Raw genomic sequence first — 25,414 nt, forward strand, 5'->3', positions numbered from 1 at the left:
AAACATGCAAGGCGCATCGCTTCGTCATCAGCAACCCGTTCCCGGCCGCAAGCCGGTGCCTCGGGGCGCAAGCCGGATGGTGGCTAAAGAGCCGATGTCAGTGCGTCTGCCGAAAGCCAATTTTGGCTTCCTGAAAGTGTTGTTCTGGCCCGTGTTGCTGGTGGTGCTGGGGTACGGCACGTACGAAGGTGCGCAGCGCCTGATGCCGTACGCCGACCGGCCGATCACCAACATCAACGTGCAGGGTGATTTGACCTACATCAGCCAGCAGGCCGTGCAGCAGCGCATTGCCCCTTACATGGCGGCGAGCTTCTTCACCGTCGACCTGGAAGGCATGCGTACCGAGCTGGAACAGATGCCCTGGATTGCCCACGCCGAAGTCCGGCGCGTATGGCCTGACCAGGTGGTGATCCGTCTCGAAGAACAGTTGCCGGTAGCCCGCTGGGGTGATGAAGCGCTGTTGAACAACCAGGGCCAGGCATTCACCCCGCGTGAGCTGGCCAATTACGAACACTTGCCGCAGCTGTTCGGCCCACAACGGGCTCAGCAGCAAGTGATGCAGCAGTATCAGGTGTTGAGCCAGATGCTGCGTCCGATGGGCTTCTCCATTGCCCGGCTGGAATTGCGTGAACGCGGTAGCTGGTTCCTGACCACCGGAGCCGGCAGTGCAGGGCCCGGGATCGAGTTGCTGTTGGGGCGCGATCACCTGGTAGAAAAAATGCGTCGCTTCATAGCCATCTATGAAAAAACGCTGAAAGAACAGATTACAAACATAGCGCGCATCGATTTGCGTTATGCCAACGGATTGGCCGTCGGCTGGCGGGAACCTGTGGCACCGACGATAGCCCAACCCGCTGTCGCGAAGAATTAAGAAGAGGCAGGACCCATGGCAAACGTGCAAAGCGGAAAAATGATCGTCGGTCTCGATATCGGCACCTCCAAGGTGGTGGCGCTGGTGGGCGAGGTCGGGGAAGACGGCACCATCGAAATCGTCGGTATTGGCACGCATCCGTCCCGTGGCCTGAAGAAAGGCGTGGTGGTGAATATCGAATCCACCGTGCAATCGATCCAGCGCGCCATCGAAGAAGCGCAGCTGATGGCCGGTTGCCGGATTCACTCGGCGTTTGTCGGTGTTGCCGGCAACCACATCCGCAGCCTGAACTCCCACGGCATCGTGGCAATTCGGGACCGTGAGGTCAGCTCCGCCGACCTTGAGCGCGTGCTTGACGCTGCTCAGGCCGTTGCGATTCCGGCAGACCAGCGCGTGCTGCACACTTTGCCCCAGGACTACGTGATCGATAACCAGGAAGGCGTTCGTGAGCCACTGGGGATGTCGGGCGTACGTCTGGAAGCCAAGGTGCACGTAGTAACGTGCGCAGTGAATGCAGCACAGAACATCGAGAAATGTGTGCGCCGCTGTGGCCTTGAGGTGGACGACATCATCCTCGAGCAACTGGCGTCGGCTTACTCGGTGTTGACCGATGACGAGAAAGAACTGGGTGTGTGCCTGGTCGACATCGGCGGCGGTACCACCGATATCGCGATCTTCACCGAAGGTGCCATTCGCCACACGGCGGTGATCCCGATTGCCGGTGACCAGGTGACCAACGACATCGCGATGGCGTTGCGCACACCGACCCAGTACGCCGAAGAAATCAAGATCCGTTACGCCTGCGCCCTGGCCAAACTGGCCGGCGCCGGTGAAACCATCAAAGTCCCGAGCGTAGGCGACCGTCCACCGCGCGAACTGTCCCGTCAGGCCCTGGCCGAAGTGGTCGAGCCGCGTTACGACGAGCTGTTCACCCTGATTCAGGCCGAGTTGCGTCGCAGCGGCTACGAAGACCTGATCCCGGCCGGCATCGTGCTGACCGGCGGTACCTCGAAAATGGAAGGTGCGGTCGAACTGGCCGAAGAAATCTTCCATATGCCGGTTCGCCTGGGCGTGCCGCACAGCTTCAAGGGCTTGTCCGATGTTGTGCGCAATCCGATTTACTCCACCGCTGTGGGCTTGTTGCTGTACGGGCTGCAAAAGCAGTCAGACGGCATCTCCATGTCGGGTATCAGCAACCGCGACAACTACAGCAGTGATGAACAAAAAGCCCCTGTGCTTGAGCGCCTGAAGCGCTGGGTCCAGGGCAACTTTTAAAGCTTGAGCAGTAAAAGATTCAAAGCAGTAGAAGTAGGCGAAAAAACTAGAGAAATGAAAGGAGAGGGAAAATGTTCGAACTCGTAGACAACATCCCGCAAAGCCCGGTAATCAAGGTTATCGGTGTTGGTGGTGGCGGTGGCAATGCTGTTAATCATATGGTTAAGAGCAACATCGAAGGCGTGGAATTCATCTGCGCCAACACTGACGCGCAAGCGCTGAAAAGCATCGGCGCCCGAACCATCCTGCAATTGGGCACCGGTGTGACCAAAGGCCTGGGTGCGGGTGCAAATCCTGAGGTCGGTCGTCAGGCCGCTCTGGAAGACCGAGAGCGCATCGCTGAAGTGCTGCAGGGCACCAATATGGTGTTCATCACCACGGGCATGGGCGGAGGTACCGGTACCGGTGCAGCGCCGATCATTGCCGAAGTGGCCAAGGAAATGGGGATCCTCACCGTTGCGGTGGTGACCCGTCCGTTCCCGTTTGAAGGCCGCAAGCGCATGCAGATCGCTGACGAAGGTATTCGTCTGCTGTCCGAAAGCGTTGACTCGTTGATTACGATTCCGAACGAAAAACTGCTCACCATCCTGGGCAAGGACGCCAGCTTGCTGTCGGCTTTCGCCAAGGCCGATGACGTACTGGCCGGTGCCGTTCGCGGTATCTCCGACATCATCAAGCGTCCGGGCATGATCAACGTCGACTTTGCCGACGTACGTACCGTGATGAGCGAAATGGGCATGGCGATGATGGGCACTGGCTGCGCCAGCGGTCCGAACCGTGCACGTGAAGCAACCGAAGCGGCGATCCGCAACCCGTTGCTCGAAGACGTGAACCTGGAAGGTGCACGCGGCATCCTGGTGAACATCACCGCCGGTCCTGACCTGTCCCTGGGTGAGTACTCCGACGTGGGTAGCATCATCGAAGCCTTCGCTTCCGAGCACGCCATGGTCAAGGTCGGTACCGTTATCGATCCGGACATGCGCGACGAACTGCATGTGACCGTGGTTGCGACCGGTCTGGGCGCGAAAATCGAGAAGCCGGTCAAGGTTATCGACAACAGCGTTCAAGCCTCTTACGCAGCCTCTTCGGCACACGCAGCTTCTACTCGTCAGGAAGCACGTACCGAGCGTCAGGAACAGCCAGTGGTTAACTACCGTGATCTGGACCGCCCGACCGTGATGCGTAATCAGGCCCAGCAAGGCGCGACTACCGCTGCCAAGCTCAACCCGCAAGACGATTTGGATTATCTGGATATCCCGGCTTTCCTGCGTCGACAGGCTGATTAATGAAATCAATCAGGGGGATTAAGGTGATTGGTATTCAGCAAAGGTTCGGTCTGCTATTATCGCCAGCCTTTGTTGATACCAGTTCGCAATTTGCGCTGAAGCGGCCAATGCCATGATTAAACAACGCACCCTGAAAAATATTATCCGTGCCACAGGTGTCGGCCTGCACTCCGGTGAGAAGGTCTACCTGACCCTCAAGCCTGCGCCTGTGGATACCGGCATCGTGTTTTGTCGTGCAGACCTTGACCCTGTTGTGCAGATTCCTGCCCGCGCGGAAAACGTCGGCGAGACAACGATGTCGACCACGTTGGTCAACGGCGATACCAAAGTAGACACGGTAGAGCACTTGCTCTCGGCCATGGCTGGCCTGGGGATCGATAACGCCTACGTCGAACTCTCCGCGTCTGAAGTCCCGATTATGGACGGTAGCGCCGGACCTTTCGTGTTTCTGATTCAATCTGCCGGCCTGGAAGAACAGGACGCGCCGAAGAAGTTCATCCGTATCCTGCGTGAAGTGACAGTGGAAGATGGCGACAAGCGCGCCACTTTCGTCCCTTTCGAAGGCTTCAAAGTGAGCTTTGAGATCGATTTCGATCACCCGGTTTTCCGTAACCGTACCCAAAGCGCAACCGTGGATTTTTCCAGCACTTCGTTTGTTAAAGAAGTCAGCCGCGCGCGTACTTTCGGTTTCATGAGTGACATCGAGTACCTGCGCAAGCACAACCTCGCACTCGGCGGTAGCGTTGAAAACGCGATCGTGGTCGACGCCAATGGTGTACTGAACGAAGACGGCCTTCGCTACGAAGACGAATTCGTGAAGCACAAGATTCTCGACGCTATTGGTGACCTCTACCTGCTGGGCAATAGCCTGATTGGTGAGTTCAAGGGCTTCAAGTCTGGCCATGCACTGAACAACCAGCTGCTTCGCAAGCTGATTGAGCAGAAAGATGCGTGGGAAGTCGTGACCTTTGAAGACGCCAGCACAGCACCGATCTCGTACATGCGTCCGGTTGCAGCAGTTTAAGTAAAACTTCTTTCTCTAGTTTTTGAAGGCCACCCCCGGGTGGCTTTTTTTTGCCCTGAAATTGGTGGGGGCTGTACGAGTTCTGTCGGAGCGAGCTCTTGGGCCTGGTTGAAAAGATCGCGATCAAGCCAGTTCCTGCAAAATCTGCTGCCGCTGGGGAAGTCTTCAGGCCTCCGGCTTCGGCTGCAGCGCGTTCAGTCCCGTTTCATTGATGCAAACCACCCGGTTGCGCCCGCCTTTTTTGGCCTGGTAAAGCGCTTTGTCGGCCGTGCTGATCAGGGCTTGCTGGTCATCCCCGGGTTTTGCGTAGCGGCTGCAGGCGCCCAGGCTGATGGTCAGTTTCCTGTGCTCGGCAACAGGCTCCAGCTGCTCCACTGCGCAGCGAATCTTCTCGGCCAGCAGGCGTGTACCTGTTGCCTCGGTCTCGGTCAGTATCACGGCGAACTCTTCACCGCCATAGCGGGCGGCCAGATCGGCGGGGCGACGGGTGTGGGACTTGATCACCTGGGCAACCCGCCGTATGGCTTCATCCCCGGCTTGATGGCCGTAGCAGTCATTGAAAGCCTTGAAATTATCTATATCAATCATGACCAGGGATACAGGATTGCCCGAGCGCTGCGCCCGGCGCCATTCCAGATCCAGGGTTGTGTCCAGGGTACGGCGATTGGCCAGTCCGGTCAGGGGGTCGGTTGCAGCGAGCTCGGCCAGCACCCGCTCGGCCTTGTGCCGCAAGCGCAGCTCCCGCGTCAGCAGCCAGGTGAGCCACAGCAAGCCCAGGCAGAGCAGGAGGGTGGCACTGCCGATCAACAGGGCGGTATGCCACCAGTTGTCGAAAATACTCGAGGTGGAGATGGCGACCACCACCACCAGCGGCAACTCGCCCACCTGAGCGAAGTTGTACAGACGCTCCTGATGATAGACCCCGGACATGGCAGTAAAGCTGCCATGTCGTTCTTCCAGGAAGCGAATGAAGTTAGGGGTCCGGCTAAGGTCCTGGCCGATACTGACGCGGTTTGTCCCGGGATATTGGGTCAACAGAATTCCGTCAGCGCTGACCAGACTGATGTTGCCGGTAGGCCCTATGTCCAGACCGCGGAACATGCTCTGGAAGTAGCTCAATTTTATCTGGCCCACCGCAACCCCCCGGAAATCGCCTTCCGGGCCTGAGACTCTGCGGCTAAGAATAATATTCCAGTCATTGGCGCCCTGGCCGGCGAGAAATGGGCGGCTGATGAAGATTTTGTCGTCTGCCGCACCGAGGTGGGCCTTGAACCACGGCTGCTGGCTGGCCTGGTCCGGCACGGGCATACCCGGTGCAGAGCTGGCAATCAGTTGGCCCGCGGCATCCAGAACGAAGAATCCGGCATTGGACGGGGCTTCATTGGCCCTGGCAAAGAGCAGCGACTGTCGGGTTGCAGAGGGAAGGGTGGAGAGCTCCCGGCTTTGCAGAAAATCGATCAGGCTGGTGAGCGCGGAGTCATAAATCGAAAAGGTGTTACGAATGTCGCGATTGATCAGTTGCACCAGGTTCAGGGCTGAACGCGTGGCATCCTGCTCGGTATTGCGATACTCCCTGACCAGCAAATAGCCAACGATGCCGAGGATGGCAACCACTGACAGCGTTGTTGCCCTGATCAGCATGCGCCGGGTAATGAAGGATGTACGGCGGGAATGTGGAATGGCCTTGACCTCACTGATGCGTTTGGTGCCCAGACCTAAGGTTACGCCATATTGGCATAAGGCCAGCTGGGATGCTGGCCTTATGGTCATTGTTTAGAACACATCGATAGGATAGTCGATGATCACGCGGTATTCGTCTACATCGTTGTCCACCGTCCGGTAGGCATCGTTGCCGCGGTTGGTTGCCCAGCGCAGGCTAACCGCCAGATCCTTGGCCTTGCCATCCTGAACCACATACTTCAGAGCCATGTCGCGCTCCCAGTGATGGGCATTCTTGCCCTGGGGGTTGTACCAGTTTCCGTAACCGATACTGTTGGTGCTGGCCTTGGTCAGGTCCAGTTCGCCGCGCGAATACGAGATGCTGGAAGTCAGACCGGCGATACCCAGACCGGCAAAGTCGTATTCATATTGCAGCTTCCAGGAGCGCTCGTTGGGCCCGTTGAAGTCCGAATATTGCTGCGAGTTGTCGAGGTAAACGCTGTCGCCCTGATTGATGTAGTCAAACGGCGTGTTGCCATTCACCTTTTGCAGCACGGTGGTGAACTTGTGGCCGGCCATGGCAAGCGCAAGGTGCAGGCTGAAGGTGTTGTTGTTGATATCCCCCAGCAGTGCTTTACCGCTGTCGCGGGTGTGATAGTAATGCAGCCCCGGGTTCAGGCTGATGCTGTCAGACAGGGCGTAGGTGTAATCCAGATCGTAGTAGTACTGATCCCACACATCCTTGAGCTGGGCGGCATACAGGTTGCTGGTGATCTCGGGAATGGCGCTCCACGACGCGCCGGCCCAGGTCAGGTGTTTGCTGGTCTGGTCGTCAAGGTTGCCGTAGGTGGTCGTCAGGCGACGCATACCGCTCTGGTTGTAGGGTTTGTTGAAGCTGGCCTGGCCGCCCTCGAACATCCAGCCGTCGAAACTGTGGTTGGTCAGGCTGACGCCACGGAAGGTCTGCGGCAGCATGCGGGTTTCGCCGCCGGCGATGACCGGGTTGGTCAAGAACAGATCACCGGCTTTGAGCTCGGTATCAAAGGCGCGGATTTTCAGCGCCGCACCGGCTGATGAAAAGGCAGTAGGCGCTTTGCCATTGCCATCACTGACCGGCAGGATGCTGCTGCCATCGGTGCCGCCACCGCCGTCCAGTTTCAGGCCGAGCATGCCGTAGGCATCCAGGCCAAAGCCGACTACACCCTGGGTGAAGCCCGACTCAAATTTCCCCACAAAGCCCTGGCCCCATTCCTTGCTGTCATCGGCATGGGGGCTACGGATATCGTGGTTCATGTAATAGTTGCGGGTATGAATCTTGAGGCTCGAGCCTTCAATAAAACCGTCTTTGGACGCTTCGTCGTCTGCGTGGGCGAAAGCGGGGATCGTTGCAGCCAGGGCAATGAATAAAGGACTGAGTTTGAGTGAATGCTTCACCGGTTTGGAGCTCCTTTTTAGTGCTGAAAATTGTTGTAATTCTCGATGAATCCGGTGCCCGGCATAGGGCGCCAAAGGAGCAGGCGCCTTAATTAAAGACCAAAAAAAAGCCGCTATGATAGCGGCTTTTGAAACAGTTAGTCACATCTGTAACGAGTGACCAACTGGGTCGGGAAGTTTTCAGGTGGCTGTTCAGCTGTCTTCAGACTCATCAGAAATGCTGTGTTTTGCCTGTGTTTGCTGGGGCTTGGCGTCGCTGTCGGGACGTGTTGCCAACTCTGTTCGAGCCTGATCAAAAGAAGCTGCGCGGGCTGCATTTTGTGCGACAAACGCGGGTGACTCTTCCGCCATGGCCATAGGCGACAACAACAAAGACGACAAAACGAAAACGCTGGCCATACCCATACTGCTGGACATTTCAAAGACCTTCTTGCTGAGCAAGTTCTGTGTGGTGTCAGCAATTTATAGCGATCCTGACCAGTGAAAAAGCCCTGTTTCATACAAGGACTTTTGCGTTTGGGGTAACAAACCCGGGGAGGTGCCGGGTAGACACATTGAGTGTTCAGGCACTGCTGAGTCTTGTGGGAGCCAAGGGACTGCTGAGTCTTGTAGGAGCTGGCTTGCCAGCGATGGGATCAAGTCAGTGACACCGATGTGCCTGTATCGCCAGCAAGCTGGCTCCCACAGGGCCCGGAGCTGACACATACACTATTGTGGGAGCTGGCTTGCCAGCGATGGCATCAAGTCAGTGACACCGGTGTGCCTGTATCGCCAGCAAGCTGGCTCCCACAGGGCCCGGAGCTGACACATACACTATTGTGGGAGCTGGCTTGCCAGCGATGGCATCAAGTCAGTGAAACCAATGTGCCTGTATCCCCAGCAAGCTGGCTCCCACAACAGGCCCGGGCCTCAAGCCGGTAAAAACAGGCCAAAGGTATTGCGCCCTTCGGCGCTGCGCACAAAGACATCCCCGCCATGCATCTGCGCAATGGCTTTGACGATGGCCAGCCCCAGACCATGATTGGCTCCGCTGTTGTGACGCGAGGCATCCACGCGATAAAAACGCTCGAACAGCCGCGGCAGGTGCTCGTCGGCAATCGGCTCGCCCGGGTTGCTGATGCCGATGGTCACGCCCCCGGCGCTTTGATCGATCTGCACCTCAATCCGTTGCCCGGCTTCGGTGTGCTGTACGGCATTGCTCAGCAAGTTGATCAACGCCCGGCGCAGGTGGGGCTTTTCGATATTGACCTGGGCATCGCCGTTGACCTGCACCTCGACCCGTGCGTCTTCAAGAATGAACTCCAGATACTCCAGGGTCGTCGCCACTTCATCCGCCAGTGAGGCACGGGTCAGCTTGCTGGCCTTGCTGCCTTGATCGGCGCTGGCCAGAAACAGCATGTCGTTGATGATGCTGCGCAAGCGCTCCAGCTCCTCCAGGTTGGACTGCAGCACCTCAAAGTAGTGTTCGGCAGAGCGCCCCCGGGTCAGCGCCACCTGAGTCTGGCCAATCAGATTGGTCAACGGCGAACGCAGTTCATGGGCCACGTCGGCATTGAACGACTCCAGTCGCGTATAAGCCTGCTCGACCCGCTCCAGGGTTGAATTGAAAGCGCTCACCAGTTGATCCAGTTCCGGCGGCAGTGGCGACAAGTGCAAGCGCCCGGACAGGCGTGGCGGGGCCAGTTTCAGCGCTCCTTCAGAGAGCTTGATCAAGGGTTTAAGGCCGATTCTGGCCACCCAGTAACCCAGCAGTGAGGCCAGGACCACACCAATAGATGCCAGGCTGATCAACGCCACCAGCAAGTGGTGCTGGGTCTGGCGGAAGGTTTCGGTATCGATGGCGGTCAGGAAGCGCAGGGCCGGTCGTTGTTCCTTGGCCGGGATCTGGCTGATCAACACCTTGAGCGGGTAGGTCTGGCCGGGCAGATACAGGTCGCGGATCCCGGTCGGGCCCCTGGCAAACTCACGTACCGGCGCCTCGGGATTGCCGTACTCATACTCCGGGTCGCCACTGATGGCCCAAAACCGCAGGCGCTTGTCTTCTTCACTGAGCAGCTTGAGTTTGGCGCTGATCTTGGCCCAGTGCTCGGGGGTTCCATAGCGATTGATCGAGGACTCAAGCACGCTGAAGCGCGCATCCAGTTCGGCCTCGGGCAGACGGCCGATACCCTTGTCGACTTGCTGGTACAGCGCCCAGCCGATCAGCACGAACACCAGCAGCGCCACCAGGGTGAACATCGCGCTCAAGCGCAGGGCGATGGAGTTCAGGCGACCGGGCCGCTTAAACACTGCGCCGCTCCAGTACGTATCCCATGCCGCGAATGGTGTGCAGCAGCTTGTGCTCAAAGGGGCCGTCGAGCTTGGCGCGCAGGCGTTTGATCGCGACTTCGACCACGTTGGCGTCGCTGTCGAAGTTAATGTCCCAGACCATTTCGGCGATGGAGGTTTTGGACAGAATCTCCCCCTGACGCCGCGCCAGTACGCTGAGCAGCGAGAACTCCTTGGCGGTCAGGTCCAGGCGGCTGCCGGCGCGGGTAGCCTTGCGGCTGATCAAATCTATCCACAGGTCGTCGACCGTTACCTGCACCGGTTCGTGGCCGCCGCTGCGCCGGGTCAGGGCCTGCAGACGGGCTACCAGTTCCAGAAATGAAAACGGCTTGCCCAGATAATCGTCGGCGCCTTCGCGCAAGCCGCGAATCCGGTCTTCGACCCGCTCGCGGGCCGTCAGCATGATCACCGGCGTCTGCTTGCGCGCGCGCAGTGCCCGCAGCACGCCGAAGCCATCCAGGCCGGGCAGCATCACATCGAGCACGATCACGGCGTAATCGCTCTCCAGCGCCAGGTGCAAACCCTCGATCCCCTCCCGCGCAACATCCACCGTGTAGCCTTGCTCGGTCAGGCCGCGATGCAGGTAATCGGCGGTTTTTTCTTCATCTTCAATTATCAGGACTCGCATAACCCGCCTCAGTGATTCGTCGCCAGCAAGCTGACGGGTTTGGAACGCTGGAACAGTCGTTCCAGCCACAAGTATATGACCGGCGTGGTGAACAGCGTCAGCGCCTGGCTCACCAGCAACCCGCCGACCACGGCGATTCCCAGCGGCTGGCGCAGTTCGGCACCGGTGCCATAGCCGAGCATCAGCGGCAGGGCGCCGAGCAAGGCGGCGAGGGTGGTCATGATGATCGGCCGGAACCGCGTCAGGCAGGCTTCATAGATCGCTTCTTCCGGGCTTAGCCCGCGAGTGCGTTGTGCGTCGAGGGCGAAGTCGATCATCAGGATGCCGTTTTTCTTGACGATGCCGATCAGCAGTACCAGCCCGATCAGCGCCATGATCGAAAAGTCCTGGCCGCAGATCCATAGCATCACCAGCGCCCCCAGGCCTGCGGAGGGCAGGGTGGAAATGATCGTCAGCGGATGCACGAAGCTTTCGTACAGCACCCCGAGAATGATGTAGACCGCCACCAGCGCCGCCAGAATCAGCCACGGCTGGCTGGCCAGCGAGCTCTGGAAGGCTTGCGCCGCGCCCTGGAAGTTGCCGCTGATGGTGCTTGGCATGCCGATTTCATTTTTCGCCTGATTGAGCATCAGTACGGCATCGCCCAGGGCTACGCCGGGGGCAAGGTTGAATGACAGGTTGGCCGCCGGGAACATGCCGTCATGGCTGATCGACAGCGGACCACTGACTGGCGCATCGACTTTGGCCACGGCCGACAGCGGCACCATCTCGCCCGTCAGCGGCGAGCGCAGGTAGAAATAATTCAGGCTTTCGGCCTTGCCACGCTGCTGCGCGTCGACCTCCAGAATCACGTTGTACTGGTTGGTCTCGGTCTGGAACTCATTGACCTGACGCTGACCAAAGGCGTCATACAGGGCTTCGTCGACATCGGTGGCGGTCAGGCCGAAGCGGGCGGCGGCGTTCCGGTCGATGCTGATAGGGGTGATGCTGCCGCCCAGTTGCAGATCGTTGGACAGGTCGCGGAATGCCGGATTGGTGCGCAGTTTTTCGGTCAGACGCTGGGTCCAGGTATTGAGCGTTGGCCCGTCATTGCTCTTGAGCACGTACTGATACTGGCTGCGGCTGGGGCCCGAGCTGAGGTTGATGTCCTGGCCGGCGCGCAGGTACAGGACGATGCCCGGGACTTTGGCCAGCTGCGGGCGAATCCGGTCGATAAATTCACTGGCCGACACATCGCGGTCGCTGCGGTCCTTGAGGGCAATCCAGAAGCGACCGTTGGCGATAGTCTGGTTGCTGCCGGTCACCCCCACCGAATGGGAGAACGCCTGCACCGCCGGGTCGGCACTGATGATGTTGGCCAGTTGCAGATGTTTTTTGCGCATGTCGGCAAATGAAATATCCGACGCCGCTTCGCTGGTACCCAGCACGAAACCTGTGTCTTGCACCGGGAAGAAGCCCTTGGGGATCAGTACATAGCCGGCAATGGCCATCGCCAGCGTCACCGCGAAAACCCCCAGCATCAGCCGTTGGTGGGCCAGTGCCCGCTTCAGGCCCTTGTCATACAGCGCCAGCAGGCGTTCACCAAAACCGGGGCGGGCATCGGCGTGGTGCACTGGCGAGCGCATGAACAGCGCCGCCAGGGTGGGCGCCAGGGTCAGGGATACCAGCACCGAAATCAAAATGGTCGAGGTCGCGGTCAGGGCGAACTCCTTGAACAGCCGACCCACCACTCCGCCCATGAACAGCAGCGGAATAAAGGCGGCCACCAGCGACAGGCTGATCGAGACCACGGTGAAGCCAATCTCGCTGGAGCCCTTGATCGCCGCATCGCGCATGCTCTGGCCCGCTTCGAGATGACGGTGGATGTTCTCCACCACCACAATCGCATCGTCGACCACAAACCCCACGGCCACCACAATCGCCACCAGCGTCAGGTTGTTGAGGCTGAAGCCGAGCACATACATCAGGGCAAAACTGGCAATCAGCGACACCCCCAGTACCGCCGAAACGATCAGGGTTGCCGACCACTGGCGCAAAAACAGCGCCATCACTGCGATCACCAGCAGCACCGCAATCAGCAGGGTAATTTCCACTTCGTGCAGCGAGGCCCGAATGGTTTTGGTCCGGTCGCTGAGGACCGTGACTTGCACCGAAGCCGGGAGCATGGCCTGCAGGGCGGGGAGGGCGGCCTGGATGCGGTCCACCGTTTCAACAATGTTGGCCCCCGGCTGGCGCGAGATCACCAGGTTCAACCCCGGCTGATGCCCGGACCATGCCTGCACGTAGTCGTTCTCGGAGCCGTTGATCACCCGCGCCACGTCGCGCAACTGCACCGGGGCGCCGTCCTTGTACGAGACGATCAGCTGGCCGTACTCGTCGGCATCGAACAACTGGTCGTTGGTCGACAGGGTGGAAATGCTCGAGGGGCCGTACAGCGCACCTTTGGCCAGGTTGAGGCTGGTTTGCTGAATCGCCAGGCGGATATCGGCCAGGGTCAGGCCGATGGCCGCCAGCTTGTCGGCTGAGGCCTGGACCCGGATCGCCGGACGTTGCTGGCCGGTGATATTGATCAGGCCTACACCGTCGATCTGGCTGATCTGGCGTGCCAGCAGGGTTTCGACGTAATCGCTGAGTTCGGTGCCGGGCATCTGCATCGAGCTGATGCTCAGAATCAATACCGGGCTGTCCGCCGGGTTGACCTTCCTCCAGGTCGGCAGAGTGGGCATGTCTTTGGGCAGCTTGCCGGACGCGGTATTGATTGCCGCCTGTACCTCCTGGGCGGCGGTATCGATGCTTTTATCGAGAGTGAACTGCAGGGTCAGGGTAGTGGAGCCCAACGCGCTGCTGGAGGTCATTTGGGTCATGCCGGGGATGGCGCTGAATTGCACCTCCAGCGGTGTGGCCACCGACGATGCCATGGTGTCGGGGCTGGCGCCGGGCAGTTGCGCCGACACTTGAATGGTCGGGAACTCCGCTTCGGGCAAGGGGGCGACGGGCAGCCGCGGGAAGGCGATCAGCCCCAGCAGCACCAGGGCAAAGGTCAGCAACACCGTGGCGATCGGGTGATCGACACACCAGGCTGACAGTGAACGACCGTTATTCATGGTTGCACCGGTTGGGCGCTGGTCAGCGCTGGCTCGCTCAAGACTTCAACCCGTGATCCCGGTTTGAGACGCGACTGGCCATCGCTGACCAGGGTGTCCCCCGGGTTGACGCCGTTAATGATGTTGAGTCCGCTGTCCTGATACAGCATCTGTACCGGCACGGCTTCGACCTTGTCGCCCACGATGCGATACACAAAATAATTATCCAGGCCGCGCTGCACCACCTGGGGCGGTACCACCAGTGCGTTTTGCGAAACACCGGTCTGAATCTCGACATTCACCAACTGGCCGGGCCACAGGTTGTGATCGGGGTTGTCGAACCGGGCTTTGACCTTGATCGTACCGGTGCTGGCCGACACCTGATTGTCGATCAGGCTCAGCCGGCCTTCGCCCAGTGCCGTGCCGCTGTGGCTGGAGTCGCCAATGAAGGCTTTGACCAGGGCCGGGTCTTTGGCGCCGAGCAACTTATGCAAAGTGGGCAGGAGCTGCTGGGGGAGTGAGAACTCCACGGCAATCGGATCGATCTGGGTGACGGAAAACAGCCCCTGGGTATCACTGACCCGCAGGAAATTGCCCGGGTCGACAGCGCGAATCCCTACTCTGCCGCTTACCGGCGAGTGAATCCGGGTGTACGACAATTGCACCTGCGCCGCTGCAATCGAAGCCTGATTACCTTGTGCGGTGGCTTTGAGCTGATTGACCAGGGCCTGTTGCTGGTCGAGGGTTTGTTTGGACACGCCGTTGTCGACACTCAGCAACTGATAGCGTTTGAGGTCGATCAGGGCGACTTGCAGCTGGGCCTGGTTTTGCCCCAATTGGGCCTTGGCCTGATCGAGGCTGGCCTGGATCGAGCGATCATCCAGGGTTGCCAGCAGGTCACCGGCCTTGACGGTCTGGCCTTCCTTGACCAGCAGTTGGGTGAGGATGCCGTCGATTTGCGGACGAATCATCACGCTGTGCAGCGACAGCACAGCGCCTATGCCGCTGACATAGTGCGGCACATCTTGCCGGGCCACCTGAACCACCCGGACCGGAACCGCCACACCGGCGGTCGATTTAACGGGGGTCGGGCGAGCCGCCCACCAGGCGCCGCAACCAATCAGGGCTACCATAAGCATGCCCAGCAGGATTTTTTTTGTTTGAGTGCGCATGCCGGGTAAACGCCGTGTACGTGGAATTAGGGGACGCTAAGGTTATAGCCGGTCAACCGGGTCAATAAAGTGACCGCAAACTGACATTACCGACAGGCAGATAAAAATAGTGTTCTGGTGGTCAAGTAAACCGCCCCGGCGTCGATAGTTCTTTAAAGGGAGCACTTACGCGTTCCCATTCAAGGGGCGGTCATTATGAAAAACCTGGCGTTGGGTTTTGCAGCTTGCTCGATTTTCCTCCTTTGTCAGACGACTCAGGCTCAGACCCTGATCGGCAGTGGCCAGATTCAGTTCCATGGCGCTATTGTCGAGCCGGCCTACGAGCTGGGGCTGGCCAGTAATGTGGACTACGGCGAGTCCGGCCAACTGATTGAAGTCGCGCCGGGTGTGGTCATCGCCATGAATATGGCCTTGCGCAAAGGCCGTGGCAGCGAGCCTCTGTATTCCATGTCTTTCACCGAGCTGAAAAATCCGCCAAACCCCGGCGCAAACCTGTCGTCGGGGAAAAAAGGCGTGGTGACTATTTCCTACCGCTGATTGCTCCGCGGGGAAGGTCAGGCAGGTATACTGCGCGGTCTTGCGCCACCTGGCCTGATCATTTCCCCCGTATTACGGAGCTTTCATGACTACTCCTACACCAACGACCGCTCCTGATGCCGTGGGCACTGAGCAGGTTGACAGCGAAACCGGCCTCGACACCCCGAAAAAACCGGTCATTCCAGCCTTCACCTTTCCGTTCAAGCCTTCGGAGTTTGCCAAGGCCAAGGCCGAAGGTCAGGCCTACTACCAGAAAAGCGGCCTGGGCGGTCACGATAAAACCCCGGGCGCTCCGCCCCACGGTACCCGTCGCACCATGGGCAAGCGCTGATTTCAGGTTCTACAGTGCCAGCCGTTGAACCTGGCGCATGCCGTGTTTGTGGTACAGGCGCAAGGCCCGCTGATTGTGCTCCATGACTTTAAGGTCAACCCAGGCTTCATTGCGTTGCCGGAACACTGCAAACACATGGCGCAATAGCGTGCCGCCCAATCCTCGGCCCTGCTGCCGGGGATGCACCACCAAATCCTTGAGGTAGGCGCTGGTCCAGGCCTGGGCAACTGCCGCCACCTCGCCTTCGAGCAGCACCACAAAGCACAGTTGCGCATCGTATTCGGCGTCATGCTGCAGGCAGTCTTGCCACTCTTGCAGCGACGGGACACTGCCCTCGCCCTGCCCGTAGCCCTGTACCAGCAAGTCATGGGCGGGTTGCAGCAGCGCTTCGTTGAGCGTCACCAGAGTTACTCCCCGGGGCCACTGTACAGGCTCCGGCGGCTGGTTCAGGTCTTTGCGCAACAGCAGGCAATACTCGCTCATTGAATTCAGTAACCCTGCTCGGCAACCGTGCGCGCGGCCTTGATCAGGCACTGGGTCAGCTCCGGCGACGAGAACTTGGTCAGCACTGCGTTGGCTCCGGCCAGGCGTGCTTTTTCGCTGTTCATGGCACTGTTCAGCGAGGTGTGCAGCAGCACATAAAGATGAGCAAAGTCCGGGGTTTCGCGCACGGTGCGGGTGAAGGCATAGCCATCCATCTCGGACATTTCGATGTCTGACACCAGCACATTGATTTGCTCCGGCGTTCCCTGCAGCTCCAGAAGTCGCTCGATGGCCTCCTTGGCGCTGCGGGCCGTGTGGCAATGCAGCCCCAGGTTGCGCAAAGTAATCACCGACTGTTGCAGCGCGACCTGACTGTCATCCACCACCAGAATCCGGGCCCCGGCCAGCAGTTTGCTGTCTTCGCGGCTGAGGGCCTCGGGGAGGTCTTCGATCCGGGCGGGGGCGATGCCATGAATCACTTTTTCGATATCCAGCACCTGCACCAGCGCCCCGTCGACCTGGGTCACCCCGGTGATATAAGAGCGCTTGCCCGAACCGTAGGGTGGAGGGCGAATGTCGGTGCTCAGGCAGTGCACGATTTTGCTTACCGCCTGTACGTGAAGCCCCTGTTTGGAGCGACTGACGTCGGTGACGATCAGGCAGCCGCCGTCAGGATCAAGCAGCGGTTGTTCGCCGATGGCGCGACTGAGGTCGATCACCGCCAGGGATGCGCCGCGCAATACCGCCACCCCTTTCACGTGGGGGTGCGACTCGGGCATTTTGGTCAGCGCCGGGCAGGGAATGATTTCACTGACCTTCAGCAGATTGATTGCCATCAGCTTGCCGCTGCGCAAAGTGAACAGCAGAAGCGAAAGTGAATCTGCGCGAGCGTTGTTCGATGACATAAAAACCTTCTGGAGGGGCAGTGATACAGGGTTATCGACCTGGAACCGGAATTCTGTAATCGCCGCAGCCCCGTTCCTCGTCAGCGACTAGGTTTATTTCAACCCCAGCCGCCTGGCCATCCGCCCGAGGTTGGCCCGGTCCAGCCCCAGCTCCCGGGCCGCACTGGCCCAGTTATGTTGATGGCGTTCAAGGCAGGCACTGATGAGCTGGCGCTGATAATTTTCGGTGGCCAGGCGCAAGTCACCCACGGCGTCCGGTACGGCCTCAGGCTTGGCCATTGCCGGGGCAACAGTGGTTGTGGGCAACTGCAGATCGGCCGCGGTCAATGTCAGGATCCGTGGCCGCGGATGGCAGCGGCCCAGGGCCTTGAGCGCGCTGCGACCAATCAGGTGCTCCAGTTCGCGCACGTTGCCCGGCCAGTCGTAATGCAGCAGGGCGGCCTGGGCGTCCGCGCTCAGACGCAAGCTGCCCAGGCCCATACGTGAACGGTTCTGCTCCAGGAAAAATCCGCTTAACAGCAGCACATCACGGCCGCGCTCACGCAGGGCGGGGACCTTGAGCGGGTAAACGCTCAGGCGATGATAAAAGTCGGCGCGGTAACGGCCGGCACGCACTTCTTCTGCAAGATCACGGTTGGTGGCTGCGATCAGCCGCACATCAACCTGATGCTCCTGATCCGAGCCCAGGCGCTGCAACTGTCCGCTTTGCAGTACCCGCAGCAGCTTGGCCTGCACCGTCAGGGACAGCTCGCCCACCTCATCCAGAAACAGGGTGCCACCATTGGCCAGCTCGAACTTGCCCCGTCGATCATGGGTTGCGCCGGTAAAGGCACCACGCACATGGCCGAACAGCTCGCTCTCCACCAGGGTGTCGGGCAGGGCGGCGCAATTGAGGCTGATCAGCGGTTTTTCAGCCCGGGGCGAAGCGGCGTGAATCGCCTGGGCCACCAGCTCCTTGCCGACCCCGGTTTCACCGGTGATCAGCACGGTCAGATCGCTGCCGCCCACCAGAGCGATTTCTTCGAGCAGGTGTTTGTGGGCTTTGCTTTGCCCTATCAGTTCTTTATTCGGGGTGCCGTGGGCCTGTCGATAGAGCTCGGCTTTTTGCTGCTCGTCTTCAACCCGTAACGCCAGACGCTCGATACGCCGGGCCACGTTGACCGTGGCGGCGGCCAGGCTGGCAAAGGCTTGCAGGTCGTCCAGATCGATGGGTTCGAAGCGCTTGGGGTCAAGTGCATCGAGGGTCAGCAATCCCCACGGCCGCTCTTCGACAAACAGCGGGCAGCCCATGCAGTCGTGCACTTCGAGGTGCTCGGCCAGTCCGTCGACCAGGCCGTCATAGGGGTCGGGCAGCTCGCAGTTGCCGGGAAAGCGCGTTGGCCCCGGACTGCTGAGCAGCGCTTCAAAGCGCGGGTGTTCACTGATTCGGAAACGTCGGCCCAGGGTGTCGAGACTCAAGCCGTCAACGGCCAGCGGCACCAGCCATTCGCCGTCCAGCCGCAACAGGGCCGCAGCGTCGCAGGGCAACACGGCGCGCAGCGCTTGCAGCAGGCGGCGAAAGCGTTCGCTGTCTGGCAGATCCCGGGACAGGTCGGCCACCAGCGGCAGCAGGGCAGTGAGTAGGGGTTTTGCAGTCATTTTGACCTCATCTAGTCGATATGACTCTAAATCAGGGTGAGTCAAAATGACAATAATGTTTTTATCTTATTGATTTTAAAGGTTTTTATACTTGGCACGAATACTGATAAGTAAAGGGTAATAGTCAAGTCTATGTACTCAGGAGTCACCCTATGCTTACTGCCCAGGACCGTGCCATCGTCAAATCCACCGTGCCATTGCTCGAAAGCGGCGGTGAGGCCTTGATCACCCACTTCTACCGCATGATGCTCGCGGAACATCCCGAAGTCCGCTCGATGTTCAATCAGGCCAACCAGGCCAGTGGTGACCAGCCGCGGGCGCTGGCCACCGGGGTTTTGATGTATGCACGGCACATCGATCAGCTAGACCAGCTGGGCGATCTGGTGGCCCGCATCATCAACAAGCATGTTGCTCTGCAAATCCTCCCCGAGCATTACCCGATCGTCGGCAGCTGCCTGCTGCGGGCCATCGAAGAAGTACTGGGCAGCGACATCGCGACTGCCCAGGTTCTGGCGGCCTGGGGCGCAGCCTACAACCAGCTGGCCGATATCCTGATCGGCGCCGAGGCTGCAATTTACGACGAAAAGGCTGCTGCGCCCGGCGGCTGGAGAGGCGGGCGTGAGTTCAAGCTGGTGTCCCGGGTTGAAGAGAGCTCGGAAATCACCTCGTTCTACTTCCGTCCGGTGGATCAACAGGCGATTCTGGATTGCGCCCCCGGCCAGTACATAGGCCTCAAGCTGATCATCGATGGTGAGGAAGTGCGTCGCAACTACTCACTGTCGGCCCTGGCCCGGGTCGGACGCTATCGCATCAGCGTCAAACGCGAGGCCGGTGGTGTGGTCTCGAACTTCCTGCATGACCGGCTGCAAGTCGGCGACACCCTGGAACTGTTCCCGCCGGCAGGCGAGTTCACCCTGACCCACAGCGAAAAACCGCTGGTATTGATCAGTGGCGGCGTGGGTATTACCCCGACCCTGCCGATGCTGGAAGCCGCGCTGGCCACCCGGCGCCCGATCCACTTTATCCACTGCGCGCGCAATGCCGATGTGCATGCATTCCGTACCTGGGTCGACGAGCTGGCAGCGCAGCACCCGCAGTTGCAGCGCTTCTACTGTTACGCCGAGCAGCATGCTGCGGCGGATCATGTCGGCCTGTTGACCGAAGACGTGCTGGCCCAGTGGTTGCCTGCCGATCGCGACGTGGATGCCTACTTCCTGGGGCCTAAAGGTTTCATGGGCGCGGTCAAGCGTCAGCTCAAGGCCCTGGGCGTGCCCCAGAGCCAAAGCCGCTACGAGTTCTTTGGCCCGGCAGCTGACCTGCAATAACCCTGGAATCGCGAAAATCTGCGGGAGCGAGCATTTGCTCTTGAAACAGCTCGCTCCTGCAGGGTGGCAGGGCGGGGCAGGGGCTTAACACTGGATTAATCTGCCTGCGCCACCGTCGCCGCTCCGTTCAGATACCTCCAGGCCGCAGGTCTGGGTGTAAACTGCGGGTTTTACACACTCAGGCTAAGGGAAGCGGGATGACGGAAGACATGATGCGATTGGGCCCGGAAAAGCGCTTTCTGGTCTTGTTGGGGCTGATCTGCCTGGCACTGATCGGCGGCGCGCTGTACATGCAAATCGTGCTCGGTGAGGCCCCTTGCCCACTGTGCATCCTGCAACGCTATGCGTTGCTGCTGATCGCGATCTTTGCCTTTATTGGCGCGGCGATGCCCACCCGGCGCAGCATGACGGTGTTTGAAGTGCTGGTGGTGCTCAGTGCCATTGGCGGAATCGTCGCTGCTGCACGCCACGTCTTTATTCTGGCCAACCCGGCGGTGAGCTGCGGGCTTGATGTGCTGCAACCGATCGTCGATGGCCTGCCCCTGGCGAGCATTTTCCCGCTGGGCTTTCAGGTCGACGGGTTCTGCTCGACGCCATACCCGCCGGTGCTGGGCCTGTCCCTGGCGCAATGGGCGCTGGTGGCCTTTGTGCTGACCGCGGTTCTGGTACCCCTGGGGATTTATCGCAATCGCAACAAGGCCGTTTGAATTAAACCCGCGCCGCCCCGTACTTCGGTCTTGAAGTGCGGGGCGTTTTTTGTCGCCGCTCAAATGTCAACAGCCTGTGATGAAGCCCCGCAAACAGGGGGTGCGACACTGCGACATATTGTCACGGATAAGTGGTCGCAGCCTGTGGCCGGAACTGATTCAGCGCTGAAAAAACCCTGCGCCGGGTACAACTGGCAACCGTCGATTTTCTGAGCGCGGGGGGGCTTGAAAAGGTCCCTTGGTGGCTCCATGAAAATCGCCTGTAGCCCTTTTTATTTGGGCGTTCAGGCGGGTTGGCAGTCATGGGGGCATGCGCTAAAAAGGGGCGCGTATCGACTGTGGCAATGACGTGCTACATGCCGCCGCAAAGGAGGTTTTCCGGCTCGCAGCGTAACAATAAGTAGGGATTGTTACCGTAGCCGAGAAGAATTATTTCTGGATGAGACATGGTTTATAGGGAGCTACCTAACTACAATCGCCCGCACTGAACGTCCAGCCTGCTCGTCCCTGAGCCCAAGCGGGAAGTTGAAGGGCGACTGGGCAGTTCATGACAGGCGTCCCATGCGACTCCCAGGTACTGGCAACCCTTCTAAGTTCCGCACCAAATGGAATTGGTCTGTAACAAGGCCATTGACCACGTATCGAATAAGAAACCACTGCTAACCCGGAATTTGCCTATCTGCCTGATGGTGATAGAGCAGGGCGACATGCAATTCCGGAAAAGAGCCAACCCTTGGCAGGGCGAAGTGTTGGCGAAAAAAACCAACTGCATTGTGCAAGCTGTTTTAGAGGTCGTGAGATGACTAAAAAAAGGTACCCCAGACTCCTTGGCTTATTGCCACTTTTCGGCACGTTGCTGCTGGGAGGTTGCAATTGGACATTGCTCAATCCGGTGGGGCAGGTCGGGATCGAAGAGAAAAATCTGATCATCACCGCAACACTGCTGATGCTTCTGGTCGTGGTTCCGGTCATTGCGATGACTTTTATCTTCGCCTGGAAATACCGTGCGTCGAACACCAAGGCGACCTACGCACCAAAATGGTCTCACTCCACCAAGATCGAAGTCGTGATCTGGACTGTACCTATCCTGATCATCATCGCCCTGGGCATCCTGACCTACAAGTCGACCCACGCGCTGGATCCATATCGTCCGCTCGAATCTGACGTCAAGCCGATTACCATCGAAGTGGTGGCAATGGACTGGAAGTGGCTGTTCATCTACCCGGAACAGGGTATCGCCACTGTCAACAAGATCGTGTTCCCGGCTAACACCCCGGTTAACTTCCGCGTCACTTCCGACACGGTCATGAACTCGTTCTTCATTCCAGGCCTGGGCGGTCAGATCTACGCCATGGCCGGTATGACCACCAAGCTGCACTTGATTGCCAACCACAACGCTGAGCTGGAGGGCATTTCTGCCAACTACAGCGGCGCTGGTTTCACGGGCATGAAATTCAAAGCGATCGCGACTTCTCAGGCTGACTTTGATGCCTGGGTAAGTGAAGTCAAAGCATCACCTAAACAGCTTGAACAAGCTGAATACGAAGCTCTGTCCAAGCCAAGTCAGAACAACCCCGTTGAGCTCTACTCCTCGTTCACCCCGAACCTGTTTCAGAAAATCGTCGACAAGTACGAAGGTATGAATCCAGGCAAGCCGGTGAAACACGAGAAGAAAGAAGTGGCCGGGACCGATGGGTTGGACACGAGTTCGAATTCAGCTGCCGGGGCAGAGGAGTAAACGATGTTTGGTAAATTAAGTTGGGAAGCGGTCCCGTTCCACGAGCCGATTGTCATGGTCACTATTGCCATGATCGCGCTCGGTGGTCTGGCACTGTTTGCAGCAATCACCTATTTCAAGAAGTGGACCTACCTGTGGACCGAATGGCTAACGTCAGTCGACCACAAGAAAATCGGCGTGATGTACATCATCGTCGCCATGATCATGCTTCTGCGCGGCTTTGCCGACGCCATCATGATGCGTACCCAGCTGGCCATGGCCACCGAGGGTTCGCCTGGCTACCTGCCGCCTGAACACTATGACCAGATCTTCACCGCTCACGGTGTGATCATGATCATCTTCATGGCGATGCCATTCTTCACCGGCCTGATGAACCTTGCAGTGCCGCTGCAGATCGGCGCGCGTGACGTGGCCTATCCGTTCCTTAACTCCCTGAGCTTCTGGCTGCTGGTGTCCGGCGTTGTGCTGGTCAACCTGTCGCTGGGCGTCGGCGAGTTCGCCAAAACCGGTTGGGTTGCCTATCCGCCACTGTCGGGCCTGCAGTACAGCCCTGGCGTGGGGATGGACTACTACATCTGGGCGCTACAGCTATCGGGGCTAGGTACGACGTTAACCGGGGTTAACTTCCTGGCGACCGTGCTGAAAATGCGTGCTCCTGGCATGAAGCTGATGGACATGCCGATCTTCACCTGGACCTGCACCTGGGCCAACGTCCTGATCGTGGCTTCGTTCCCGATCCTGACCGCTACCCTGGCACTGCTGACACTTGACCGTTACATGGATTTCCACATTTTCACCAGTGAACTTGGTGGCAATCCGATGATGTACGTCAACCTGTTCTGGGCGTGGGGTCACCCTGAGGTATACATCCTCATTCTGCCGGCATTCGGGATCTTCTCTGAAGTCATCTCGACCTTCACCGGCAAGCGTCTGTTCGGTCACCACTCGATGGTCTACGCCAGCGGCGCGATCTCGATCCTGGGCTTCATGGTCTGGCTGCACCACTTCTTCACCATGGGTTCGGGGGCCAGCGTCAACGCCTTCTTCGGCCTGGCGACGATGCTGATTTCGATCCCGACGGGGGTGAAGCTATTCAACTGGCTGTTCACCATCTATCAAGGTCGTCTGCGTTTCACCAGCCAGGTTCTGTGGACCCTGGGCTTCATGGTGACCTTCGCCATCGGCGGCATGACCGGCGTACTGCTGGCCATTCCGGGTGCTGACTTCGTACTGCACAACAGCCTGTTCGTAATTGCTCACTTCCATAACGTGATCATCGGCGGCGCAGTATTCGGCTACATCGCAGGCTTCAGCTTCTACTTCCCTAAAGCGTTCGGCTTCAAGTTGAACGAATCCTGGGGCAAGGCAGCATTCTGGTTCTGGATCTCGGGCTTCTTCGTCGCGTTCATGCCGCTCTATGCACTGGGCTTCATGGGCATGACCCGTCGTCTGAACGCCAGCACCAACCCTGAGTGGGTGCCTTACCTGTACGTGGCTCTGTTCGGCGCTGTACTGATCGCTATCGGTATCGCTTGCCAGCTGATCCAGCTGTACGTCAGCGTGCGTGACCGCAAGCTGCCACAGAACGCCTGCGAACACGGCGATCCATGGAATGGCCACACCCTGGAATGGTCGACTTCGTCGCCACCTCCTTTCTACAACTTTGCTGTCGTGCCACGCGTTGACACCATCGATGCGTTCACCGAAGCCAAGGAAAACGGCACTGCTTACCAGGCTCCGGCCAAGTACTCGCCGATCCACATGCCTAACAACACCGCTACCGGTGTGTACATGGGTGCTTTGCTGACCGTGTTCGGTTTCGCAATGATCTGGCACATCTGGTGGCTGGCCATCGTTGGTCTGGTTGGCACTGTCGTGGTCTTCGTTGCCCACGCTGCCCGTGACGACCAGGGCTATATGGTGCCGGTTGAGACCATCGAGCGTATCGAGGCCGAGCAGCACAAGCGTCTGGTAGCCGCCAAAGCAATCCCGGCTACCCGTGTTGAAACCAAGTTGGAACAGGCTTAAACCATGTCGAACTTAGCGACCACTGCTGGACACGCTCATGGTCACGACCATGAGCACGAGGAACACCACGACGCGGGCGAGACTACCGTATTCGGTTTCTGGCTCTACCTGATGACCGACTGCATTTTGTTCGCGTCGATCTTCGCGGTATATGCAGTTCTGGTTAACAACGTAGCGGGTGGCCCGTCGGGCCACGACATCTTCGAGCTGCCTTACGTACTGGGTGAAACCGCCCTGTTGCTGTTCAGCTCGATCACCTACGGCTTCGCCATGCTGGCGTTGTTCAAGGGCAAGAAACAGCAGGTATTGTTCTGGCTGGCCATGACGTTCCTGCTGGGCGCCGGCTTTATCGCCATGGAAATCAACGAATTCCATCTGTTGATCTCCGAAGGCTACGGCCCTAGCCGTTCAGGCTTCCTGTCCGGGTTCTTCACCCTGGTCGGTACCCACGGTCTGCACGTGACCAGCGGTCTGATCTGGATGGCGATCATGATGTATCAGGTGCAGAAAAATGGCCTGACGTCGACCAACAAGACCCGTCTGAGCTGCCTGAGCCTGTTCTGGCACTTCCTGGACGTGGTCTGGATCTGCGTATTCACCGTTGTTTACCTGATGGGGACTTTGTAATGGCTAACGCACATTCCGACGGCGCCAACCACGGCAGCGTGAAGTCCTACGCAATTGGCTTCATCCTGTCTGTAATCCTGACTGTCATTCCGTTCGGCCTGGTGATGTACCCAAGCCTGCCGAAAATGACCACCCTGGCGATCGTGCTGTTGTTCGCCGTGGTGCAAGTAGTTGTTCACCTGGTGTACTTCCTGCACCTGGACCGCTCGGCGGCACAACGCAACAACGTCACGGCGCTGGTATTTGCCGCGATGGTTATCGTTCTGCTGGTGGGCTTGTCCCTGTGGATCATGTTCAGTATCCACACCGAAATGATGGCGAAGTGAGGTAAAACC

General features: G+C 58.9%; 22 protein-coding genes. 12 read left to right on the forward strand and 10 right to left on the reverse strand.

What is annotated here, in order from left to right; genetic code table 11:
- Positions 1-4 precede the first annotated feature (4 nt).
- The 4 genes from JQ848_RS04035 (at position 5) to lpxC (ending at position 4,456) form a co-directional block, all read left to right on the forward strand.
- On the forward strand, positions 5-871 hold the full coding sequence (locus JQ848_RS04035) for a cell division protein FtsQ/DivIB (protein ID WP_037001571.1): 867 nt from the start codon (positions 5-7) through the stop codon (positions 869-871).
- Between the two features lie 15 nt (positions 872-886).
- Positions 887-2,146, forward strand: coding sequence for a cell division protein FtsA (gene ftsA, locus JQ848_RS04040; protein WP_003443600.1), 1,260 nt, complete (start codon positions 887-889; stop codon positions 2,144-2,146).
- A gap of 71 nt (positions 2,147-2,217) precedes the next feature.
- A complete protein-coding gene (gene ftsZ, locus JQ848_RS04045; protein ID WP_003443576.1) occupies positions 2,218-3,432 on the forward strand; it encodes a cell division protein FtsZ in 1,215 nt (404 codons plus the stop codon).
- A gap of 112 nt (positions 3,433-3,544) precedes the next feature.
- Positions 3,545-4,456: a UDP-3-O-acyl-N-acetylglucosamine deacetylase gene (lpxC, locus tag JQ848_RS04050; RefSeq protein WP_003443572.1), complete on the forward strand. Its 912-nt coding sequence runs from the start codon at positions 3,545-3,547 to the stop codon at positions 4,454-4,456.
- Between the two features lie 165 nt (positions 4,457-4,621).
- On the opposite strand, the gene JQ848_RS04055 is transcribed toward lpxC, so the two are convergent.
- From JQ848_RS04055 to JQ848_RS04085, 7 genes are all read right to left on the reverse strand, one after another.
- The gene (locus JQ848_RS04055; protein WP_003443569.1) at positions 4,622-6,226 is read right to left on the reverse strand and encodes a sensor domain-containing diguanylate cyclase; all 1,605 of its coding nucleotides are present in this window, start codon (positions 6,224-6,226) and stop codon (positions 4,622-4,624) included.
- A gap of 3 nt (positions 6,227-6,229) precedes the next feature.
- On the reverse strand, positions 6,230-7,549 hold the full coding sequence (locus tag JQ848_RS04060) for an OprD family porin (protein WP_010655581.1): 1,320 nt from the start codon (positions 7,547-7,549) through the stop codon (positions 6,230-6,232).
- A 192-nt stretch (positions 7,550-7,741) separates the two neighbouring features.
- Positions 7,742-7,966 (reverse strand): hypothetical protein, encoded by a 225-nt coding sequence (locus JQ848_RS04065; RefSeq protein ID WP_081481295.1) that lies wholly within the window; start codon positions 7,964-7,966, stop codon positions 7,742-7,744.
- Positions 7,967-8,458: 492 nt separating this feature from the next.
- Positions 8,459-9,838, reverse strand: a complete 1,380-nt coding sequence (locus tag JQ848_RS04070) for a heavy metal sensor histidine kinase (protein ID WP_202210283.1) — start codon at positions 9,836-9,838, stop codon at positions 8,459-8,461.
- Positions 9,831-10,505 (reverse strand): heavy metal response regulator transcription factor, encoded by a 675-nt coding sequence (locus JQ848_RS04075; protein ID WP_003443564.1) that lies wholly within the window; start codon positions 10,503-10,505, stop codon positions 9,831-9,833. Before JQ848_RS04075 ends, JQ848_RS04070 begins: the two co-directional genes overlap by 8 nt.
- Positions 10,506-10,513: 8 nt before the next feature.
- Positions 10,514-13,609 (reverse strand): multidrug efflux RND transporter permease subunit, encoded by a 3,096-nt coding sequence (locus JQ848_RS04080; RefSeq protein WP_010655583.1) that lies wholly within the window; start codon positions 13,607-13,609, stop codon positions 10,514-10,516.
- Positions 13,606-14,760 (reverse strand): efflux RND transporter periplasmic adaptor subunit, encoded by a 1,155-nt coding sequence (locus JQ848_RS04085; RefSeq protein WP_202210284.1) that lies wholly within the window; start codon positions 14,758-14,760, stop codon positions 13,606-13,608. Before JQ848_RS04085 ends, JQ848_RS04080 begins: the two co-directional genes overlap by 4 nt.
- Before the next feature lie 195 nt (positions 14,761-14,955).
- Between JQ848_RS04085 and JQ848_RS04090 the strand changes: the two genes are divergently transcribed.
- Both JQ848_RS04090 and JQ848_RS04095 read left to right on the forward strand, forming a co-directional pair.
- Positions 14,956-15,297, forward strand: coding sequence for a hypothetical protein (locus JQ848_RS04090; protein WP_202210285.1), 342 nt, complete (start codon positions 14,956-14,958; stop codon positions 15,295-15,297).
- Between the two features lie 85 nt (positions 15,298-15,382).
- Positions 15,383-15,628, forward strand: a complete 246-nt coding sequence (locus JQ848_RS04095) for a hypothetical protein (protein ID WP_029612219.1) — start codon at positions 15,383-15,385, stop codon at positions 15,626-15,628.
- A gap of 9 nt (positions 15,629-15,637) precedes the next feature.
- Here the strand turns inward: JQ848_RS04095 and JQ848_RS04100 are convergent, their stop codons facing one another.
- From JQ848_RS04100 to norR, 3 genes are all read right to left on the reverse strand, one after another.
- Positions 15,638-16,111 carry a GNAT family N-acetyltransferase gene (locus JQ848_RS04100; RefSeq protein WP_202210286.1) on the reverse strand — a complete coding sequence of 158 codons (474 nt, stop codon included), beginning with the start codon at positions 16,109-16,111 and terminating at the stop codon, positions 15,638-15,640.
- 5 nt (positions 16,112-16,116) lie between these two features.
- Positions 16,117-17,016, reverse strand: a complete 900-nt coding sequence (locus JQ848_RS04105; RefSeq protein ID WP_003443555.1) for a chemotaxis protein CheV — start codon at positions 17,014-17,016, stop codon at positions 16,117-16,119.
- 93 nt (positions 17,017-17,109) lie between these two features.
- The gene (gene norR / locus JQ848_RS04110) at positions 17,110-18,654 is read right to left on the reverse strand and encodes a nitric oxide reductase transcriptional regulator NorR (RefSeq protein WP_010655586.1); all 1,545 of its coding nucleotides are present in this window, start codon (positions 18,652-18,654) and stop codon (positions 17,110-17,112) included.
- A gap of 152 nt (positions 18,655-18,806) precedes the next feature.
- On the opposite strand from norR, the gene hmpA reads away from it, so the two are divergent.
- From hmpA to cyoD, 6 genes are all read left to right on the forward strand, one after another.
- On the forward strand, positions 18,807-19,979 hold the full coding sequence (hmpA, locus tag JQ848_RS04115) for an NO-inducible flavohemoprotein (RefSeq protein WP_003443551.1): 1,173 nt from the start codon (positions 18,807-18,809) through the stop codon (positions 19,977-19,979).
- A 197-nt stretch (positions 19,980-20,176) separates the two neighbouring features.
- Positions 20,177-20,686 (forward strand): disulfide bond formation protein B, encoded by a 510-nt coding sequence (locus JQ848_RS04120; protein ID WP_003443547.1) that lies wholly within the window; start codon positions 20,177-20,179, stop codon positions 20,684-20,686.
- A 799-nt stretch (positions 20,687-21,485) separates the two neighbouring features.
- Positions 21,486-22,424 (forward strand): ubiquinol oxidase subunit II, encoded by a 939-nt coding sequence (gene cyoA / locus JQ848_RS04125; RefSeq protein ID WP_003443541.1) that lies wholly within the window; start codon positions 21,486-21,488, stop codon positions 22,422-22,424.
- A gap of 3 nt (positions 22,425-22,427) precedes the next feature.
- Entirely contained in the window at positions 22,428-24,452 is a 2,025-nt protein-coding gene (gene cyoB, locus JQ848_RS04130) for a cytochrome o ubiquinol oxidase subunit I (protein WP_003443538.1), read from the forward strand.
- 3 nt (positions 24,453-24,455) lie between these two features.
- Positions 24,456-25,079: a cytochrome o ubiquinol oxidase subunit III gene (locus tag JQ848_RS04135; protein WP_003443536.1), complete on the forward strand. Its 624-nt coding sequence runs from the start codon at positions 24,456-24,458 to the stop codon at positions 25,077-25,079.
- Entirely contained in the window at positions 25,079-25,405 is a 327-nt protein-coding gene (cyoD, locus tag JQ848_RS04140; RefSeq protein ID WP_003443534.1) for a cytochrome o ubiquinol oxidase subunit IV, read from the forward strand. Before JQ848_RS04135 ends, cyoD begins: the two co-directional genes overlap by 1 nt.
- The last annotated feature ends 9 nt before the right edge of the window (positions 25,406-25,414 follow it).

Origin of the sequence: Pseudomonas paraversuta, assembly GCF_904067025.1 — a bacterium.
Classification (GTDB): domain Bacteria; phylum Pseudomonadota; class Gammaproteobacteria; order Pseudomonadales; family Pseudomonadaceae; genus Aquipseudomonas; species Aquipseudomonas paraversuta.

Bases quoted from the DNA above. Each gene is read 5' to 3' on its own strand.
- JQ848_RS04035 (WP_037001571.1), top strand. From the start codon at position 5: ATGCAAGGCGCATCGCTTCGTCATCAGCAACCCGTTCCCGGCCGCAAG.
- ftsA (WP_003443600.1), top strand. From the start codon at position 887: ATGGCAAACGTGCAAAGCGGAAAAATGATCGTCGGTCTCGATATCGGC.
- ftsZ (WP_003443576.1), top strand. From the start codon at position 2,218: ATGTTCGAACTCGTAGACAACATCCCGCAAAGCCCGGTAATCAAGGTT.
- lpxC (WP_003443572.1), top strand. From the start codon at position 3,545: ATGATTAAACAACGCACCCTGAAAAATATTATCCGTGCCACAGGTGTC.
- JQ848_RS04055 (WP_003443569.1), bottom strand. From the start codon at position 6,226: ATGACCATAAGGCCAGCATCCCAGCTGGCCTTATGCCAATATGGCGTA.
- JQ848_RS04065 (WP_081481295.1), bottom strand. From the start codon at position 7,966: ATGTCCAGCAGTATGGGTATGGCCAGCGTTTTCGTTTTGTCGTCTTTG.
- JQ848_RS04075 (WP_003443564.1), bottom strand. From the start codon at position 10,505: ATGCGAGTCCTGATAATTGAAGATGAAGAAAAAACCGCCGATTACCTG.
- JQ848_RS04080 (WP_010655583.1), bottom strand. From the start codon at position 13,609: ATGAATAACGGTCGTTCACTGTCAGCCTGGTGTGTCGATCACCCGATC.
- JQ848_RS04085 (WP_202210284.1), bottom strand. From the start codon at position 14,760: ATGCGCACTCAAACAAAAAAAATCCTGCTGGGCATGCTTATGGTAGCC.
- JQ848_RS04090 (WP_202210285.1), top strand. From the start codon at position 14,956: ATGAAAAACCTGGCGTTGGGTTTTGCAGCTTGCTCGATTTTCCTCCTT.
- JQ848_RS04095 (WP_029612219.1), top strand. From the start codon at position 15,383: ATGACTACTCCTACACCAACGACCGCTCCTGATGCCGTGGGCACTGAG.
- JQ848_RS04100 (WP_202210286.1), bottom strand. From the start codon at position 16,111: ATGAGCGAGTATTGCCTGCTGTTGCGCAAAGACCTGAACCAGCCGCCG.
- JQ848_RS04105 (WP_003443555.1), bottom strand. From the start codon at position 17,016: ATGTCATCGAACAACGCTCGCGCAGATTCACTTTCGCTTCTGCTGTTC.
- norR (WP_010655586.1), bottom strand. From the start codon at position 18,654: ATGACTGCAAAACCCCTACTCACTGCCCTGCTGCCGCTGGTGGCCGAC.
- hmpA (WP_003443551.1), top strand. From the start codon at position 18,807: ATGCTTACTGCCCAGGACCGTGCCATCGTCAAATCCACCGTGCCATTG.
- JQ848_RS04120 (WP_003443547.1), top strand. From the start codon at position 20,177: ATGACGGAAGACATGATGCGATTGGGCCCGGAAAAGCGCTTTCTGGTC.
- cyoA (WP_003443541.1), top strand. From the start codon at position 21,486: ATGACTAAAAAAAGGTACCCCAGACTCCTTGGCTTATTGCCACTTTTC.
- cyoB (WP_003443538.1), top strand. From the start codon at position 22,428: ATGTTTGGTAAATTAAGTTGGGAAGCGGTCCCGTTCCACGAGCCGATT.
- JQ848_RS04135 (WP_003443536.1), top strand. From the start codon at position 24,456: ATGTCGAACTTAGCGACCACTGCTGGACACGCTCATGGTCACGACCAT.
- cyoD (WP_003443534.1), top strand. From the start codon at position 25,079: ATGGCTAACGCACATTCCGACGGCGCCAACCACGGCAGCGTGAAGTCC.